The sequence below is a fragment of the Frankia sp. Hr75.2 genome (assembly GCF_949319125.1).
Classification (GTDB): domain Bacteria; phylum Actinomycetota; class Actinomycetes; order Frankiales; family Frankiaceae; genus Parafrankia; species Parafrankia soli.
Genome location: NZ_CASGGV010000354.1, coordinates 24,119 through 41,213, shown reverse-complemented (window position 1 = coordinate 41,213; position 17,095 = coordinate 24,119). Strand labels below are relative to the sequence as shown.

General features: G+C 72.0%; 16 protein-coding genes. 13 read left to right on the top strand and 3 right to left on the bottom strand.

What is annotated here, in order from left to right; all coding sequences use genetic code 11:
- Nucleotides 1-33: 33 nt before the first annotated feature.
- Nucleotides 34-1,740, top strand: coding sequence for a TerD family protein (locus AC559T_RS35270; protein ID WP_498871460.1), 1,707 nt, complete (start codon nt 34-36; stop codon nt 1,738-1,740).
- 81 nt (nt 1,741-1,821) lie between these two features.
- On the opposite strand, the gene AC559T_RS35265 is transcribed toward AC559T_RS35270, so the two are convergent.
- Nucleotides 1,822-2,472 (bottom strand): TetR/AcrR family transcriptional regulator, encoded by a 651-nt coding sequence (locus AC559T_RS35265; protein WP_071064138.1) that lies wholly within the window; start codon nt 2,470-2,472, stop codon nt 1,822-1,824.
- A gap of 63 nt (nt 2,473-2,535) precedes the next feature.
- Here AC559T_RS35265 and AC559T_RS35260 point away from each other — a divergent pair, with 63 nt between their 5' ends.
- The 8 genes from AC559T_RS35260 (at nt 2,536) to AC559T_RS35225 (ending at nt 11,260) form a co-directional block, all read left to right on the top strand.
- Complete coding sequence (locus AC559T_RS35260; protein ID WP_498871459.1) at nt 2,536-3,336, top strand: SDR family NAD(P)-dependent oxidoreductase; 801 nt, start codon at nt 2,536-2,538, stop codon at nt 3,334-3,336.
- A 151-nt stretch (nt 3,337-3,487) separates the two neighbouring features.
- Complete coding sequence (locus AC559T_RS35255; RefSeq protein ID WP_112106215.1) at nt 3,488-4,633, top strand: sulfotransferase family protein; 1,146 nt, start codon at nt 3,488-3,490, stop codon at nt 4,631-4,633.
- Between the two features lie 26 nt (nt 4,634-4,659).
- Complete coding sequence (locus tag AC559T_RS35250) at nt 4,660-5,847, top strand: cytochrome P450 (RefSeq protein ID WP_112106216.1); 1,188 nt, start codon at nt 4,660-4,662, stop codon at nt 5,845-5,847.
- Nucleotides 5,848-5,974: 127 nt separating this feature from the next.
- Complete coding sequence (locus AC559T_RS35245; RefSeq protein ID WP_498871458.1) at nt 5,975-6,808, top strand: nitroreductase family protein; 834 nt, start codon at nt 5,975-5,977, stop codon at nt 6,806-6,808.
- A 53-nt stretch (nt 6,809-6,861) separates the two neighbouring features.
- Nucleotides 6,862-7,764: a sulfate adenylyltransferase subunit CysD gene (gene cysD / locus AC559T_RS35240; protein ID WP_112106218.1), complete on the top strand. Its 903-nt coding sequence runs from the start codon at nt 6,862-6,864 to the stop codon at nt 7,762-7,764.
- Nucleotides 7,764-9,686: a sulfate adenylyltransferase subunit CysN gene (cysN, locus tag AC559T_RS35235; RefSeq protein WP_498871457.1), complete on the top strand. Its 1,923-nt coding sequence runs from the start codon at nt 7,764-7,766 to the stop codon at nt 9,684-9,686. Before cysD ends, cysN begins: the two co-directional genes overlap by 1 nt.
- Nucleotides 9,687-9,771: 85 nt before the next feature.
- Entirely contained in the window at nt 9,772-10,485 is a 714-nt protein-coding gene (locus AC559T_RS35230; RefSeq protein WP_498871516.1) for a 3'(2'),5'-bisphosphate nucleotidase CysQ, read from the top strand.
- A gap of 13 nt (nt 10,486-10,498) precedes the next feature.
- The gene (locus AC559T_RS35225) at nt 10,499-11,260 is read left to right on the top strand and encodes an SDR family NAD(P)-dependent oxidoreductase (RefSeq protein ID WP_112106221.1); all 762 of its coding nucleotides are present in this window, start codon (nt 10,499-10,501) and stop codon (nt 11,258-11,260) included.
- A 101-nt stretch (nt 11,261-11,361) separates the two neighbouring features.
- Here AC559T_RS35225 and AC559T_RS35220 read toward each other — a convergent pair whose 3' ends face one another.
- Nucleotides 11,362-12,258 (bottom strand): LLM class flavin-dependent oxidoreductase, encoded by an 897-nt coding sequence (locus AC559T_RS35220; protein WP_498871456.1) that lies wholly within the window; start codon nt 12,256-12,258, stop codon nt 11,362-11,364.
- Between the two features lie 63 nt (nt 12,259-12,321).
- Here AC559T_RS35220 and AC559T_RS35215 point away from each other — a divergent pair, with 63 nt between their 5' ends.
- The 4 genes from AC559T_RS35215 (at nt 12,322) to AC559T_RS35200 (ending at nt 16,570) form a co-directional block, all read left to right on the top strand.
- The gene (locus AC559T_RS35215; RefSeq protein WP_071062246.1) at nt 12,322-12,807 is read left to right on the top strand and encodes a toll/interleukin-1 receptor domain-containing protein; all 486 of its coding nucleotides are present in this window, start codon (nt 12,322-12,324) and stop codon (nt 12,805-12,807) included.
- A gap of 144 nt (nt 12,808-12,951) precedes the next feature.
- The gene (locus AC559T_RS35210; RefSeq protein ID WP_498871455.1) at nt 12,952-14,190 is read left to right on the top strand and encodes a toxic anion resistance protein; all 1,239 of its coding nucleotides are present in this window, start codon (nt 12,952-12,954) and stop codon (nt 14,188-14,190) included.
- Nucleotides 14,191-14,276: 86 nt separating this feature from the next.
- The gene (locus AC559T_RS35205; RefSeq protein ID WP_112106223.1) at nt 14,277-14,798 is read left to right on the top strand and encodes a hypothetical protein; all 522 of its coding nucleotides are present in this window, start codon (nt 14,277-14,279) and stop codon (nt 14,796-14,798) included.
- Nucleotides 14,795-16,570 (top strand): TerD family protein, encoded by a 1,776-nt coding sequence (locus AC559T_RS35200; protein WP_498871454.1) that lies wholly within the window; start codon nt 14,795-14,797, stop codon nt 16,568-16,570. Before AC559T_RS35205 ends, AC559T_RS35200 begins: the two co-directional genes overlap by 4 nt.
- 24 nt (nt 16,571-16,594) lie before the next feature.
- Here the strand turns inward: AC559T_RS35200 and AC559T_RS35195 are convergent, their stop codons facing one another.
- On the bottom strand, nt 16,595-17,065 hold the full coding sequence (locus AC559T_RS35195; protein ID WP_368953967.1) for an acyl-CoA thioesterase: 471 nt from the start codon (nt 17,063-17,065) through the stop codon (nt 16,595-16,597).
- Nucleotides 17,066-17,095: the final 30 nt, after the last annotated feature.

Sequence of the window (17,095 nt, the reverse complement as noted above, 5' to 3'; positions counted from 1 at the left end):
CCTCCGACGGCCCGGGCTGCTGATGGAGGACCGATGGTCGCTGTACCGACCCTGCCGAAGGGCGCCAACACCGTCATACCGACGGAGGTCGTCACAGCCGTCGTCAGTTCGGCTTCGGGCGAGCCGGTGGACGTCTGCGCCGTGCTGGTGACGAGCGCCGGCCAGGTCCGGTCGGACGCCGACATCGTGTTCTACAACCAGCCCCGGCACAGCTCCGGCGCGGTCAGCCTCGTCTCCTCCGGTGCCGGTGCCGGCGCCACGCTGACCGTCGCCCTGCCGGACGTCGAGCCCGACATCGTCACCGTGGTGGTCGCGGGGTCGGTCGACGACGGGACCTTCGCCCAGGTCGACGGCCTGCGGTTGCGCATCGACGGCGTCGCGGGCCGGCCGCTCGTCGAGTTCGCGTCGGCGACGTCCGACCCGGTGACGACGATGGTCTTCGGCGAGATCTACCGCCGGGGAGGCGGGTGGAAGTTCCGCGCCGTCGGCCAGGGCTGGGCCAGCGGCCTCGCCGGCCTGGCCCGCAGCTTCGGGATCTCCGTCGAGGGGCCGGACGAGGCCGCCGGGAACGACGAGACCACCGGGATCGCGGCCTCGCCACCCGCATCGCCGCCGCCGCCCGCACCGGTCCGACCGCCCACACCGGTCCGACCGCCCGCACCGCTCCGACCGGCCGAGCCGGCGCGCCGGGCCGACTGGTACCCCGACCCCGCGGCGCCCGGCCTGCTGCGGTGGTGGGACGGCACGACCTGGGCGTCCCGCACCAGGCAGCCCTTCGTCGAGTCGGAGGCGACCTGCGGCAGGTGCGGCGCGGCGAAGCGGCGGCGCCTGTTCTCCGCCCCGGTGCCCTGCGTGGCGTGCGAGGACGAGATCCGCCGGGTCCTGGCCGACTGGCGGCGGCGGCTCGTCGAGGCGGTGGACGCCGGTCCCGGCGCGCCCGGGCTGGACGCGCTGTGGGCCGAGCTGCGCTTCCAGCTGGTGCCGGAGGCCGCCGGCCAGCAGGTGTTCCGGTCGGTCGCCCTCGCCTACCTCCAGCGGATCGTCACCTTCGCGTTCGGTGACGAGATCATCGAGGAGCACGAGTACCAGCTCTTCGAGGACGAGGTCCGCCGCCTGGGCGTCGTGGACCCGGCCGTCGAGGAGATGCGCCGCAGGCTCCGCCGAGGGCTCGACCTCTCCCGCATCCGCAACGGCGACCTGCCGCGGGAGACGTCCTCGACGCTGCACCTCGATCTCGACGAGATCGTGCACCTGGACACCGACGTGGTGCAGGTCCGCCAGCTCGCGAGCGGTCCCCGGCACACGCCCGGACGTCTGGTCGTCAGCAGCCGCAAGCTGCGGTTCCTCGCCCAGAACGGCGGCGGGACGGAGACCGCCTGGTCGAAGATCGTGGCCGTCGCGGCGGGCTACGGCACCATCGACGTCTCGGCGACGACGAGCCGTGGCGGTGGCACCTACCAGGTCGGGGACCCCGAGTACGTGGCGGCGGTCCTCGCCGGCACGCTGCGGATCGCCCGCCGGCTGGTGATCGCGCCCGGCGCCCGGGACAGCCGTGCCATCTCCCAGGTGGTGAAGGCCGAGGTCTGGCAGCGTGACGGCGGCGCGTGCGTGCAGTGCCAGGCCACCGAGTACCTGGAGTTCGACCACGTCATCCCGCACAGCCGTGGCGGGGCCAGCAGCGTGAACAACCTCCAGCTGCTCTGCCGCCGCTGCAACCTGGAGAAGGGCGCCCGGATCTGACAGCGGCCGCGCCTGCCGGGTTTCCCACGGCGGCCGGGCGCGGCCACGCCCGTCGGCCTGCGCCCGGCGGAGGTGCCGGCGCTACGGCGAGCTCGGGCGGCGGCCCTCGCGGATGGCCTCCACCACGAGGCCGATGACCCAGTTGATGGCGTTCGTCGCGGCGTCGCCGTCGAACTCCCACACGCTGACCAGGCGCTCGTAGGACGGCACGTTCCACAGCACGTCGAGCATGGCCGCCGCGGTCTGGCGCTCGGCCTCGGACCAGTCGGCGGTCTGCGGGATGACGGCGTTGAGCAGCGCGTCGCGGCGCAGCCTGTCCTCGGCGACGAGGGCCGGCTGGCGCGGCTCCGGGTGGCTCCACCGGGAGACGGAGTAGGAGGACAGCGTCGCGAACGACCGCCTGGTGACGTCGGGGAGACCGTCGAGCTCCAGCCCTTCGTAGGTGACGCCCGCCTCCTCCTGCAGCCGGCGCATGACCGCGTTGTGCAGGTCGCGCTCGGTGGGGAAGTGCCGGTAGACGGTGCGCTCGCCGACCCCGGCCCGCTCCGCGACCGCGCGGAAGGTCAGGCCGCCCCAGTCCCAGACCGGGAATCCGTGGACGAGAGCCGAGCCGGCGGCGACGATGCGTTCACGCGTCTGGACAGCTCGCTCACGGCGCAGCGGGCTGTCGTAGGGCCGCCGAGGCCGGGCGGCCTCGCCGCCGTCCTCCTCAGGTGTTGCCGGGACGCTCATATTGGTGACATCATACTGTCGCCAAACCCTTTCGGCTGGACGAGGTGGACGGAGGCAACCGAGGTGGATCTTGGCTTAGCTGGTGCCGCGGTGGTGGTACAGGGCGGTACCCAGGGTATGGGCCTCGCGGCGGCGGAGTGCTTCGCCGCGGACGGGGCCAGGGTGGCCGTACTGGCGCGGAACCGGGCAGATCTGGAGAAGACCGTCGGCCGTCTGCTGGAGCTGGGGGCCGCCGACGCCGTGGCCCTGCCCGCGGACATCACCCGCCCCGACGAGGTGACCGCCGCGTTCGGCCTCGTCCGTGACCGGTGGGGGGAACTGAACTCCCTTGTGAACGCGACCGGCCCCAAAGGCGGCCGGATGGGTCCCTTCGAGGAGCTCACCGACGACGACTGGTTGGCCGCGGTCGACGTCGGCGTGTTGGGTATGGTCCGGTGTGTGCGGGCCGCGCTGCCCCTGCTGCGCGCCGCCGAGTGGGGCCGCATCGTCAACATCTCCGCGCATTCGACCAAGCGGCAGACCGCCTCGCTGATCGCGTACACCGCCGCGAAATCGATGGTCACCAGCATCACCAAGAACCTCTCGCTGACCCTGGCTCCGGACGAGATTCTCGTCAACACCGTGTCTCCGGGAAGCTTCGCCTCCGAGGGCCTGGCCATGTGGGCCCGCGGCATCGGCATCGACCCGGAGGACCTGCACGCCGTGATGCGCGGCATCACGGAGCATTTCGGCCATCCCGCCCACCTTCCCCGCGCGGGCGCCCCGCGTGAGATCGGTGCCGTGATCGCCTTCGTCGGCTCGCGCCGGAACACATACATGACCGGCGCGAACGTCAACGTCGACGGCGGCTCCGACTTCTCCTGACGGACGGGTTCCCGCGGTCAGCCGCGGGTTCGTCGACGCACAGATCCTCAGTCGCCCAGTCGCCCAGTCGCATAGTCGCATAGCCGCCTGGGCCCATAGCCACCCGCGACGCACGCCGCGGGCGGCGGCCCACGTCCGAAGGGGAGAAACCGTGGGAGCGCATCACGAACTGCTCGACGCCGCACGCGCCGAGACCGGACTTACCGACTTCGGTGAGGACACGTTCCTGGAGGGCCTGGAGGTGCTCGTCCGCGCCCTCCAGCAGGAGGCCGCGCTGAACAGCACCGGCCAGGCGGCGTTACGCAAAATGATCGTCGGCCTGTTGAGCCAGCGGCTGCAGATCGAGGACTGGTACCGGCGCCAGCCCGAGATCGACGACGAGCGGATCACCGCGCCGCTGATCGGGCTCGGCCTGCCGCGCACCGGGTCGACGGCGCTGTCGTTCCTGCTGGCCGAGGACCCGAACGCCCGGTCGCTGCGGATGTGGGAGGCGACGGCGCCCTGCCCGCCGCCGTCCACGGTCCACGGTGACGACAAGAGGATCGAGGACGGCCGGGCCGACGTGGCGGAACGGAAGCGGACCTCGCCGCGCCGGGTCGTGCTCGTCCCGGCCAGCGCGACCGGCCCGACGGAGTGCCAGAGCCTGATGGCGCTCGACTTCCGGGCGCACTTCTTCCAGGCGTTCGCCTACGTACCGTCCTATTCGAAGTGGCTTCTCAACGCCGATCTCACCTCGACCTACCGGTACGAGCTGCGTGCGCTGAAACTGTTGCAGTGGGGCTTCGAGGCCCAGCCGTGGCGGCTTAAGTGCCCGACCCACCTGCTCTTCCTGGACGATCTCGACAAGGTGTTCCCGGACGCCCGGTTCGTGATGACGCACCGCGATCCCGCCGAGGTCATGGTGTCGGTGGCCGACCTCTACGCCGCGGTGGCCCGTTCGTACTGCGACGACATCGACGAGCGCTATCTCGGCCAGCTCAACATCGAGCACTGGTCGGTCGGCATGGAGCGGGCGCTGGCGTTCCGCCAGAAGGCCGGCGACGACCGGTTCTACGACATCGACTTCCGGGCGATGCAGCGTGATCCGCTCGGCGAGATCCGCGGGCTCTACGCCTGGCTCGGCGAGCCCGTCACCCCGGAGTTCGAGGCCGGAATGCAGGGATGGTGGCGGGAGAACGCGGAGAAGCGCGAGCGCAACGTCCACCCGGACCCGGCGACGTTCGGTATCGACGTCGACCGGATCCGCCCGCTGTTCGCCGACTACACCGCGCGTGCGGCGGCCTGGACCGCGCACTAGCTCGACCGCTCATCGAAAGGAAAGCAGTGCAGGACGAGAGCGTCTACTACGACCCGTACGACTTCGAGATCGACGCGAACCCCTACCCGGTGTGGCGGCGGCTGCGGGATTCCGCGCCGCTGTACTACAACGAGAAGTACGACTTCTACGCGCTGAGCCGGTTCGAGGACGTCGAGAAGGCGTTGACGGACTTCGGGACGTACACCTCGGGCAAGGGTTTCATCCTCGAAGTGATCAAAGCCGGTATCAGGCTGCCACCCGGCAACCTCCTGGCGGAGGACCCGCCGCTGCACGACATCCACCGCGGTCTGCTGTCGCGGGTGTTCACGCCGCGGAAGATGGCCGCGCTCGAGCCGCAGGTGCGCGAGCTGTGCGCCCGCATCCTCGACGAGCTGGTCGGCACCGACGGCTTCGACTTCGTCGCCGATCTCGGCGCGATCGTTCCGATGCGGGTCATCGGCATGATGCTCGGCATCCCGGAGAGCGACCAGGTGGCGATCCGTGACGCCGGCACGCGGCGGCACCAGCTCACCGAGGGTGAGGCGCCGGCGCCGACCGACGCCCGGTCGACGGCGCAGCCGTTCGCCGACTACATCGACTGGCGGGCCACCCATCCCTCCGACGACCTGATGACCGAGCTGCTGCGGGCCGAGTTCGAGGACGAGACCGGCACCACCCGCCGGCTCACCCGCGACGAGGTCCTGACGTACACCTCGGTGCTGGCCGGTGCCGGCAACGAGACCACCCGCCGGCTCATCGGCTGGACGGGACAGCTGCTCGGCGAGCACCCGGACCAGTGCCGGGAGCTCGCCGCGGACCGCTCGAACGTCCCGCAGGCGATCGAGGAGGTCCTCCGGTTCGAGTCGCCGTCACCGGTGCAGGGCCGGGTGGTCTCCCGCGACGTCGAGCACCACGGCGGCACCATCCCGGAGGGGAGCGCGGTGATTCTGCTCAACGCCTCCGCGAACCGGGACGAGCGGCACTACACCGACCCGGACACCTTCGACATCCACCGCCGGATCGACCGGCATCTCGCCTTCGGGCACGGCCTGCACTTCTGCCTCGGTGCCTCGCTGGCCCGGATGGAAGGCCGGGTCGTGCTCGACGAGGTGCTGAAGCGGTGGAGCAGCTGGGAGGTCGACCGCGACAACTGCGTGCTCGACCACACCTCCACGACGCGGGGGTGGATGAACCTGCCGGTGGTCACGTCGTGAGGAACAACTCCTAGACAAGCAGAAGTTGCGCAGGACGGCCGGCCCGGCGGGAGGATGAGCAGGATGCACCGAGAGCGGACACACGGAGTTCGGGCGCGCCCGAACCAGGTGAGGACCCGGTGGACCGATGTGCGCTGACAGCTCCGACGCGGCGCGGGAGCTGGCGGCGGCGGTTCTGCCCGTGGACACGGTGGGCCTGCTGGAGGGCCTGACGACGACCCGGGCGATCCGTCGTTACACCGACGAGCCGGTGCCCCGTGAGGCGCTGCGCGCCATGCTGTTCGCGGCCACCAGGGCGCCCAGTGGCTCTAACCGGCAGCCGTTCCGGTTCATCGTCCTGACCGACGGCCCGAAGGCCGGGGCGGCGAAGAAGCTGATCGGTGACGCCGCGAGGCGGACCTGGGGCGGCAAGCGCCAGCGGGACCGGTACGACAGCGGGACGGGGACGGCCGCGGATTCGCCCAAGGCCCGGATGGCCGCGGCGATGCAGCAGTTCGTCGACGGGTTCGAGCGGGTGCCCGTGCTGATCCTGCCGTGCCTGGTGCGCTACCGGGACCCGACTCCGTCCGAGGGGGCGTCGGTGTATCCGGCGTGCCAGAACCTGCTGCTGGCGGCTCGCGCGCTCGGCTACGGCGGGGCGTTCACCGGCTGGAACTTCGCCGTCGACGCGCAGCTGCGCGAGCTGCTCGGCGTGCCCGAGGGCACGTTCGTCGCCGGCACCATCACGCTGGGTCGGCCGGCGGGCCGGCACGGTCCGGTGCGCCGCCGCCCGATGGCCGAGCTCGTGTTCGAGGAGGAATGGGGAGCGCCCGCGGACTGGGCGCTCGACCCACCCGGCACCGCGTTCACTTCCGCCGGCCCGCCCCGGCCCCCGGCCGCGGCGGGCGGCGGCACTGCGGGCGGGAGCACTGCGGGCGGCGGCATCACCGGCGGCAACGACGAGGAAAGGCCCCGGTCATGACGCCGGTCGACGGTACGGACACACCGGTACGGACGCAGAAGGGTAGCCCTGGCATGGGCCGACTGACACATCTGCAGCGCCTGGAGGCGGAGAGCATCCAGATCTTCCGGGAGGCGGTGGCGGAGAGCGAACGGCCGGTGATGCTGTATTCGGTGGGCAAGGACAGCACCGTGCTGTTGCACCTGGCGATGAAGGCGTTCTTCCCGTCGCGGCCGCCGTTCCCGCTGCTGCATGTGGACACGACGTGGAAGTTCCGGGCGATGTACGACTTCCGGGACAAGGTCGCCGCGGAGCTCGGTGTCGACCTGCTCGTCTATCAGAACCCGGAGTGCGTGGAACGGGGCATCAACCCGTTCGACCATGGTTCGGCGACGCACACGGACATGTGGAAGACCGAGGGTCTGAAGCAGGCGCTGGACAAGTACGGGTTCGATCTGGCGTTCGGTGGTGCGCGCCGCGACGAGGAGAAGTCGCGGGCGAAGGAGCGGGTGTTCTCGATCCGCTCGGCGCAGCATCGGTGGGACCCGAAGGCGCAGCGTCCGGAGCTGTGGCGGTTGTACAACGCGAGCAAGGCGCCGGGACAGAGCGTGCGGGTGTTCCCGCTGTCGAACTGGACCGAGCTGGACGTGTGGCAGTACATCCACCGGGAGCAGATCCCGATCGTGCCGTTGTACTACGCGGCGCCGCGCCCGGTCGTGGAACGCGACGGCGCTCTGATCATGGTGGATGACGACCGGATGCGGCTGGCACCGGGGGAGGTGCCCGAGCAGCGCAGTGTCCGGTTCCGGACGTTGGGCTGCTACCCGCTGACCGGCGCGGTGGAAAGCGCCGCCGGAACCCTCCCGGAGATCATCCAGGAGATGTTGTTGACGACGAGCTCGGAACGCCAGGGCCGGGTCATCGACCATGACTCGTCCGGGTCGATGGAGAAGAAGAAGCAGGAGGGGTACTTCTGATGGCGCACGCGGCCAGCGACCTCGTCGCGGACGACATCGAGGCGTATCTCAATCTGCACGAGCACAAGAGCATGCTGCGGTTCATCACCTGCGGCAGTGTCGACGACGGAAAGTCGACGCTGATCGGCCGGCTGCTGTACGACTCGAAGCTGGTGTTCTCCGACCATCTCGCCGCGCTGGAAGCGGACTCGAAGAAGGTCGGCACGCAGGGCGACGGGCTGGATTTCGCGCTGCTGGTCGACGGGCTCGCCGCGGAACGTGAGCAGGGCATCACCATCGATGTGGCGTACCGGTTCTTCTCCACCGAGCGGCGGAAGTTCATCGTCGCGGACACCCCCGGGCACGAGCAGTACACCCGGAACATGGTGACCGGGGCGTCCACCGCGGATCTCGCGGTGATCCTCATCGACGCGCGTAAGGGTGTGCTGACGCAGACCCGCCGGCACAGCTATCTGGTGTCGCTGCTGGGGATCCGCCACATCGTGCTCGCGGTGAACAAGCTCGACCTGGTCGACTACTCCCGCGACGTGTTCACCCGGATCGAGGCGGACTACCGACAGTTCGCGGCCCGGATCGGCCTGAGCGACATCGTCGCGATCCCGCTGTCGGCGCTGGCCGGTGACAACATCACCGAATCCAGCCCGAACACCCCCTGGTACAGCGGGCCGACCCTGGTCGGCCATCTGGAGACGGTGGCGGTCGACGACGACGCGCACACCGGGTCGTTCCGCCTGCCCGTGCAGTGGGTGAACCGGCCCAACCTGGACTTCCGCGGGTTCTCCGGGCAGATCGCCGGGGGCACGGTCCGCCCCGGGGACCGGGTCCGGGCCCTGCCCTCGGGGCAGGAAAGCACCGTGGAGCGGATCGTCACCGCCGACGGGGACCTGGACACCGCGATCGCCGGCCAGTCGATCACCCTCACCCTCACCGACGAGATCGACGTCAGCCGCGGCGATGTGATCGCCACCGCGATCGACCCGCCCGGGGCCGCGGACCAGTTCGAGTGCCACCTGGTGTGGATGGCCGACGAGCCGATGCTGCCCGGCCGCCCCTACCTGATGAAGATCGGGGCGCGGACGAGCAGTGTCACCATCGCCCAACCCAAGTACAAGGTCAACGTCAACACCCTGGAACACACCGCCGCGCGCACCCTGGACCTCAACGAGATCGGCGTGTGCAACATCAACGTCGACCGGCAGATCCCGTTCGATCCGTACACGACGAACCGGCACACCGGCGGGTTCATCCTGATCGACCGGTTCACCCGGGCCACGGTCGCGGCCGGGCTGCTGCACTTCGCCCTGCGCCGCGCGGACAACGTGCACTGGCAGGCCGTCGAGGTCGACAAGACCGCCCGGGCCCAGGCGAAGGGGCAGCGCCCGGCGGTGCTGTGGTTCACCGGCCTGTCCGGCGCGGGGAAGTCGACGATCGCGAACCTCGTCGAGAAGCGGCTGCACGAGCAGGGTTTCCACACCTACCTGCTGGACGGCGACAACGTCCGGCACGGGCTGAACAAGGACCTCGGGTTCACCGACGCCGACCGGGTGGAGAACATCCGCCGGGTCACCGAGGTCGCCCGGCTCATGGTCGACGCCGGGGTGATCGTGCTCGCCTCGTTCATCTCCCCGTTCCGCGCGGAACGCCAGCTCGCCCGTGACCTCCTCGAGCCCGGCGAGTTCATCGAGATCCACGTCGACACCCCCCTGGACGTCGCCGAGTCCCGGGACCGCAAGGGGCTCTACGCCAAGGCCCGCGCCGGTCAGCTGGTGAACTTCACCGGGATCGACTCGCCCTACGAGCCTCCCGAGCACCCCGAGCTCCGCCTCGACGCCAGCGGCACGATCACCCCCGAGGCCTCCGCCGACCTCGTCGTCGAACACCTGCGCACCAACGGCATCCTCACCCCGCCGGACCCGGCATGACCCCCACCGCCACCCTGACCCGTGTGGAGACCGGCCCATGACCAGTGACACCGCCGGCGCGGCGCCGTCCATCCCGGCGGCCGGGATGGACGACCACACCCTGGCCGCCGCCCTCGCCCACGAGGCCGGCGAACTGCTCCTCGCGATCCGCGACCAGGGCGGCGCCGAGGGCGACCGGCAGTCCAACGAGTTGCTGCTGCACCTGCTCGCCCAGACCCGCCCGCGCGACGCCGTCCTCTCCGAGGAGAGCACCGACAACCACATCCGCCTCGAACGCGACCGGGTGTGGATCATCGACCCACTCGACGGCACCCGCGAGTACGGCGAGCCACCGCGGGAGGACTGGGCCGTCCACGTCGCTCTCACCAGCGGCGGGACGCCCATCGCCGGGGCGGTCGCGCTCCCCGCGGCCGGCCTCGTCCTGCACACCGGCACACCGCCGGTCCTCCCCGCACCGGTGGGCGGGCCGATCCGGCTCGCGGTCTCCCGCACCCGCCCACCCGCCTGCGTCGACCACCTCCTCACCCAGCTCGACGCGACCCTGGTTCCCATGGGCTCCGCCGGCGCCAAGGCGATGGCCGTCGTCCGCGGCGACGTCGACGTCTACGCCCACTCCGGCGGCCAGTACGAGTGGGACTCCTGCGCACCCGTCGCCGTCGCCGCCGCCGCCGGGCTGCACGTCTCCCGCCTCGACGGCACACCCCTGCGCTACAACGAACCCAACCCCTACCTCCCCGACCTGCTCATCTGCCGCCCCGAGCTCACCGACACAGTCCTGACCGCGCTGAGAGACTCGTGAGGGGAACCGCGCTGTGAAACTCGCCGGCAGGGTCGTCGTGATCACCGGCTCGGGGGGTGGTCTCGGCGAGGCCTGCGCGCGTCGGTTCACCGCCGAGGGCGCGAAGGTCGTCGTGACGGACGTCGACCCCGCCGGCGTCGAGCGGGTGTCGAGCGCGATCGGTGGTGTCGGCCTGGCGGCCGACATCACGGTCGAGGACAACGTCCGCGCCGTCGCCGACCTCGCTCGCCGCGCCTACGGCGAGATCGACGTCTGGTTCAGCAACGCGGGGGTCGCCGGACCCCGCCAGCCCGGCGACGTCCAGGCGAACCCCCTGTGGGATTCGTCCTGGCAGCTGCACGTGATGTCACACGTGTACGCGGTCCGCGAGGTTCTGCCGGCGATGCTCGAACGGGGCGACGGGTATCTGCTGCAGACGGCGTCGGTCGTCGCGCTGTCGACGCAGGCGGAGAAGGCGGCGTACTCGGTGACGAAACACGCGGCGCTCGCGCTCTCCGAGTGGCTGGCGGCCGCGTACCGCCCGCGCGGCATCAAGGTCTCCTGTTTCTGCCCCGGCGCGATGCTGACACCGATGCTCCTCGCGAACGGCCTGCCCGCCGACCATCCGGTGCTCCGCTCCGCGCCGACACCGGACGCGCAGGCCGACCGGCTCGTGCGGGCGATCGACGAGGAGCGGTTCCTCATCGTCGACTCGGAGCAGGGGCCGGACGCGATGCTGGCCAAGCTGACCGACTACGACCGCTGGATCGACGGCATCGCGCCTCCGTTCGCCTGAGTTCGCCTGAGTTCGCCTGAGATCCCGCCCCGCCGCGGCCCCGACACACGCCCCGTCGTGACCCCACCACCCGGCCCAGCCGGCCTTCCCCGGCCGCGCGGTCAGGCGTCCGCGTCCGCCTCGGTGAGGATCGGCGGCCCGGCGTCGATGCGGGCGCGGGCGTCGTCGGGACCGCCGCGCCACCAGCCGAGAGCCTCGACCCACCAGGTCAGCCCGGCATCGGCATAGGGCCGGACGACCGCGGCGCCGCGGTCGGGCGCATCCGCGTCGGTCGCCCCCTCGAGGACGATGTCGAACGGGCGTCCGTGCGTCCCCGCGGACACGCGTAGGGCGTGCACGTACCGGACGATGTCGGCGAGCATCGGCGCGGGCATGGTGGTCGGGCGGCCGTAGTCGGCGTGGACGGGCATCACGCCGTCCCACCGGGCGGCGCGGCGGAACGGCGCGCGCAGCGGCCACCGGCCCGCGCACCACACCGGTGGCCGCGGGCGCTGCACGGGGGTCGGCGCCATCGACACGCCGTCCACGACGACGTGCTCGCCGTGGGCGGTCACCGACTCGCCGCTCCACAGCGCGGCGAGCGCCGCAAGTGACTCGTCCAGCCGGGCCGCCCGCAGCCGCGGGTCGGCGGGCTCCCCGAACGCGGTGTACTCGGACGGCATCGAGCCCAGGCCGGCCCCGAAGACCAGCCGGCCGCCGGAGAGGACGTCCAGGGAGGCGATCTCGCGGGCGAGCTTGCCGACCCGGCGCCGGGGAACCGCGGTCATCAGGATTCCGAGCCGGATCCGCGTGGTCGTCGCGGCGATCGCGGCGGCGACCACGGTCGGGTCCACGACCGGCCAGTCGTGGTGGTACAGGACGTGATCCCATACGAACGCGCCGTCCCACCCGGCCTGCTCAGCCCGGCCGGCCAGCTCGGTGAGCAGAGCCGGGTCGGCGAAGACGCCGACATTGGGCAGGCCGACGGCGAACCGCGGCGACGTGCCGTCGATCGTCATGATTGGACGCTAGGCGAACGCCGGCACCGCCGGTCACCGGTTCGGGATGGGAAGCTGTGGACCATGAACGTGGGCACGGGGGGCGTGGCGGGCCGCGAGGCCTCGGGCGGTCCGGCGGGCGTGGCCTTCTTCGTCTCCTACACGCGGGCTGACCGCCGCTGGGCGGAGTGGATCGCCTGGGTGCTGGAGGAGAACGGTTACTCGACGCTGCTGCAGGTGTGGGACTTCGGCCCGGGGAGCCGGTTCGTCGAGGAGATGCACCGCGCGGCGGGTGCGGCGGAGCGCACCGTCGCCGTCCTGTCGTCGGAGTATCTCGACTCGCGGTTCGGCGCGGCGGAATGGCAGGCGGCCTGGGCGGACGATCCCGACGGGCGGCTGCGCAAGCTTCTGGCGTTCCGGATCGAGGACTGCCCCCGGCCGGGTCTGCTGGGCCAGCTCGTCAGCGTCGACCTCTTCGGGGTCACCGAGGAGGTCGCGGCCGCCAGGGTGCTCGCCGCGGCCCGCGGCGGCCGGGAGAAGCCCCCGACCCGCCCGGCGTTCCCGGGCTAGGCGCGGGCCGGGAGGTGTCGGGAAGGCGCGGAGAAGAGCCCGCGTAGTCGGATGATCGACAGGGCATGTCGCGTAGGGTCGGTGGGGGCAGAGACTTCCTCCGGCATGTGCACCCGCCGGGCGCGGGTGCCGGAAGGGGACGCCATGTCGGATTCGCTGGACCTGGGCGGGCCACCGCCCTCACCCGTCGGCGCGGCCGCCGCCGGCACCACCGGCGGGGTGCTCGAGCTCGCCCCACCGGCTCCGGTGCCGGTCGTCGCGGACGACCAGGTGGACAGCATGGTCCCGCTCGACGAGAAGACGCGGGCGCAGCTGCGCACGCGGGCCGCGGCCTTCGCCGACGACCTCGCCGCGCAGGACCCGCGCAGTCCGGCGTTCCAGGACAAGATCAACGACATCGTGCGCATGGGCGAACGCGAGATCGTCGCGAGCGCCCGGGTGTCCAGCCGGATGCTCGAGCGACCCGCGGCGGCGCTGCGCGGCACCCGCGGTGGCCGCGGCTCCGGCAGCGGCGGCGACGCCCAGGCCCGGGTGGCCCACACCCTCGTCGAGCTGCGCCAGACGGTGACGGATCTCGACCCGGCCGGGGCCGACCTCAAGGGCACCCGCCGGCTGCTCGGCGTGGTTCCGTTCGGCAACCGGATCTCCCGGTACTTCCAGCGCTACCAGTCGGCGCAGAAGCAGCTCGACGCCATCATCAGGGCGCTCGACTCGGGCCAGGACGAGCTGCGCAAGGACAACGCCGCCATCGAGCAGGAGAAGGCGAACCTGTGGGCGGCGATGGGCAAGCTCACCGAGTACGCGACCCTCGCGAAGGCCCTCGACGGAGCCGTCTCGACGAAGATCGACCACATGCGGGCCACCGACCCGGCGACCGCCGACGGGCTCACCTCCGACGCGCTGTTCCCCATCCGCCAGCGCCAGCAGGACCTGCTCACCCAGCTGGCGGTGAGCGTGCAGGGCTACCTGGCCCTCGACCTCGTCCGCAAGAACAACATCGAGCTGATCAAGGGCGTCGACCGGGCGCAGACGACCACGGTCGCCGCGCTGCGCACAGCGGTGATCGTCGCGCAGGCCCTGGCGAGCCAGAAGCTTGTGCTCGACCAGATCAACGCGCTGAACGCCACGACGAACAGCATGATCATGTCGACGAGCGAGCTGCTGCGCCAGCAGTCCGGCCGCATCCAGGAACAGGCGTCGTCCAGCACGGTGGACGTCGAGACGCTGCAGAAGGCGTTCGACAACGTCTTCGCGACGATGGACGCCATCGACACGTACAAGGTGAAGGCGGTCGAGAGCATGGCGACGACCGTCGCCGCGCTCGAGACCCAGGTGGGGCGGTCGAAGGCGTACCTGGAGCGGTCCCGCGCCGGCGAGAGCTGACCGTGCCCGCGGATGACCCGTCCTGACGCCCGCGCCGCGGCCGGCCCTGGGGCCGGCGCCGCGGCCGGTGGGGAGAGGAGGACGCCGTGATCTTCCGGCGGCGTTCCGACAGCGCCGGGAGCTCGGCGAACGACGATCCTGCCGCGGTGGCCGGCGGTGCCCGGGGGCCGGGCGACGACGTCGTCCGGCCGGTCCGCCAGCTCCAGCGTGAGCTCGCCGAGCTCGTCGCGGGCGCGAACGCGAACGGCGGGAGGCTGCCGCCCGGGGCGGTGCCGACCGTGCGCGACATCGACGACGTCCTGCGCCCGTTGCTGCGCTACATCGAGGTCCAGTCGGCGAGCGAGGAGGAGATGAGGTACCTCACCGCGATCGTGCACGAGTACCTGCCGCAGGCACTCGGGGATTTCGTCGCCCTGCCGGCCCACTACGCCGACCGCCCCGGGGTCACGGGGACCACGCCCGCCGACGACCTGATCCGCCAGCTGCAGCTCCTGGACGAGGGCGCCAACGAGCTGCAGGATCTCGTCTACACCGGGGACGCGGCGAAGCTGGCGATCCAGGCGCGCTTCCTGGACGCCAAGTTCCGGCGCTCCGACCTCGACTCGTGACCGTCACCCTGCCCAGGGGCGGCAACGTGCTGCTGTCCCGGTCCGCGCCGGGCGTGGCGCGGGTGCGCGTCGCGTTCGGCTGGAGCGAGGCGCCAGGCTCGGCCGTCGACGTGGATGGCGTCATCGCCCTCGTCGACGGCGGCGGCGCGTCCACCCGGCTGCTCCTCGCCCACCAGGTGCCGAACCCCGCGGAACGGCTCGGCTCCCTGGCACCGCCCCGCCCGACCAGCGGCGAGGCCGAGGCCGTCGAGGACGTCGTCGTCACCCTGGCCGCGGTGCCCGCCACCGTCAGCCGGCTGCAGTTCGGGGCTGCGATCTACGACTCGGCCGGCCGCGGGCAGACGTTCCGGTCGGTGCCCCGCGGCCACATCCGGGTGCTCGACGACGCCGACGGCCGGGAGATCGTCAGCTACGCCTTCGACGTGGAGACCGGCCTCGAGACCGCCCTGATCTTCGGCGAGCTGTACCGGCACCCGACGGGGTGGAAGTTCCGGGCGGTCGGCCAGGGGTACGCGGGCGGCCTGCCCGGCCTCGCCGGCGCGAACGGAGCTGGTGCGAACGGAGCTGGCGCGAACGGTGCCGGCGTGAACAGTGCCGGCGCGAATGCCGCCGTCGCGAACGGAGGCGGTGTGCCGGCGGCGCGGCCCGCCGACGTGGCCCCGTTCCTCACCCGGACCTCTCGGGCCCGGAGCCGCCGCAAGATCGCCGATCACCTGCACCCGGCGCATCTCGCCCACCCGACCGGCCCGTCCACACCTGCTCGGCCGGCACCGACCTCACAGCCGGCACCGACCTCACCGCCGGGGCCGCAGCCACCCGCGCCGGGAGCACGGCCCACTCCGGCGCCGGCTTCACCGCCGCCGTTCCCGCCTTCATCGCCACAGCGGCCAGCGTCACCACCGCCTTCGCCGCAGGCACCGCTGCCTCCCCCGGCACCATCGCCGCCTCCACCACCACCATCTCGACCTCCGGCACCACCACGGCCGGCACCACCACGGCCGGCCCCGCCGTCATCTCCACCGGCGGCCGGCGGCGCGCGGTCGCCGCTGGACCTCGGCGGGGACGACGAGGACACCGCTCGGCCGGAAACGCCGGCGGCCGGCGTCCCGGAGCGCCGCCCGTCGACCCCGGTCGAGGTCGGCGAGCGGTCCTCGCGCCACCGGCAGCGCAACGAACACGTCAGCGCGCTCGACGACGATCACCCGGCCACCATCTGGACGGCGGAGCAGCGCGGCTCCGGCGCCCTGACCGTGACCCTGCGCTGGGAGACCCTGACGACCCGCACGGGGCTGCCGCGCCCGAGCAACATCTACCTCGGCTGCCTCTGGCAGGCCCTGGACGGCGCCGCCGGCGTCATCCAGCACCTGGGGCACTCCGCCAGCAGCGCCGGGCGCGCGGGCCGGCAGGTGCTGCGCCTGGGCAGCCGCGACGAGCGGGACGGCCAGACGATTTTCGTCGACCTGAGCACCCTCGCCACGTTCAAGCGGTTCTTCGTCTTCGCCTACGGGCTGCACAGCGCTCCGGAGTGGGCGTCGCTGCGGCCGGTGCTCACCGTCGCCGGGCGGTCGGGCGAACAGCTCGCCATCCGCCCCGGCGGGGCTTCGCCGAGTGCCCGAACCTGTGTTGTCGCCTCTTTTCACATGGTGGGCGACGACCTGGTCATCCGGCGGGAGAACGATTTCGTCGAGGGGACCCAGGCCGACGCCGCGGCGCGGTACGGCTGGTCACTGGAATGGAATCCGGACGGCATGACACCGCGCGATACTCCGTAGTGTTCCTTCGTGCCGCCGGGCGGGTCAGACCCCGGCGTCGACCCGGGCGGGGAAGGCCATGACCGTCGTCAGGAGCTCGCGCACCTCCTGCGGTACCGGCGCCGGCCCGGTGGCCGGGCGGTGCACCAGCACGGCGTCGCACAGCGCGACACAGGTCTCACCGTCGAACATCGCGCACACCTGCAGGACGGAGCTGGTGCCGACCCTGCCGACGCCCACGCCGACGCGGTACTCCCCGGGGTAGCGGACCTCGCCCAGATAGTCGATCTCCACGCGGGCCGCGACCACCGGTAGCGGGCGGCTCAGCGCCGGCGCCACATGGCTGTCGCCGAGCAGCGCCCGGTTCATCCCGACCCGGGCCTCCTCGAAGAGCGCCGCGATGGCCACGTTGTTCACGTGCCCGAGGCTGTCCATGTCGCCGAAGCGGGGTTGCAGCGTCATGACGAACGGGTAGTTCGCCAGCTGTGTCCTCGCGGGGTCGTGCGTCGCGCCCATGCAGTCCTTCTACCGCGCCGGGCGCGGCCC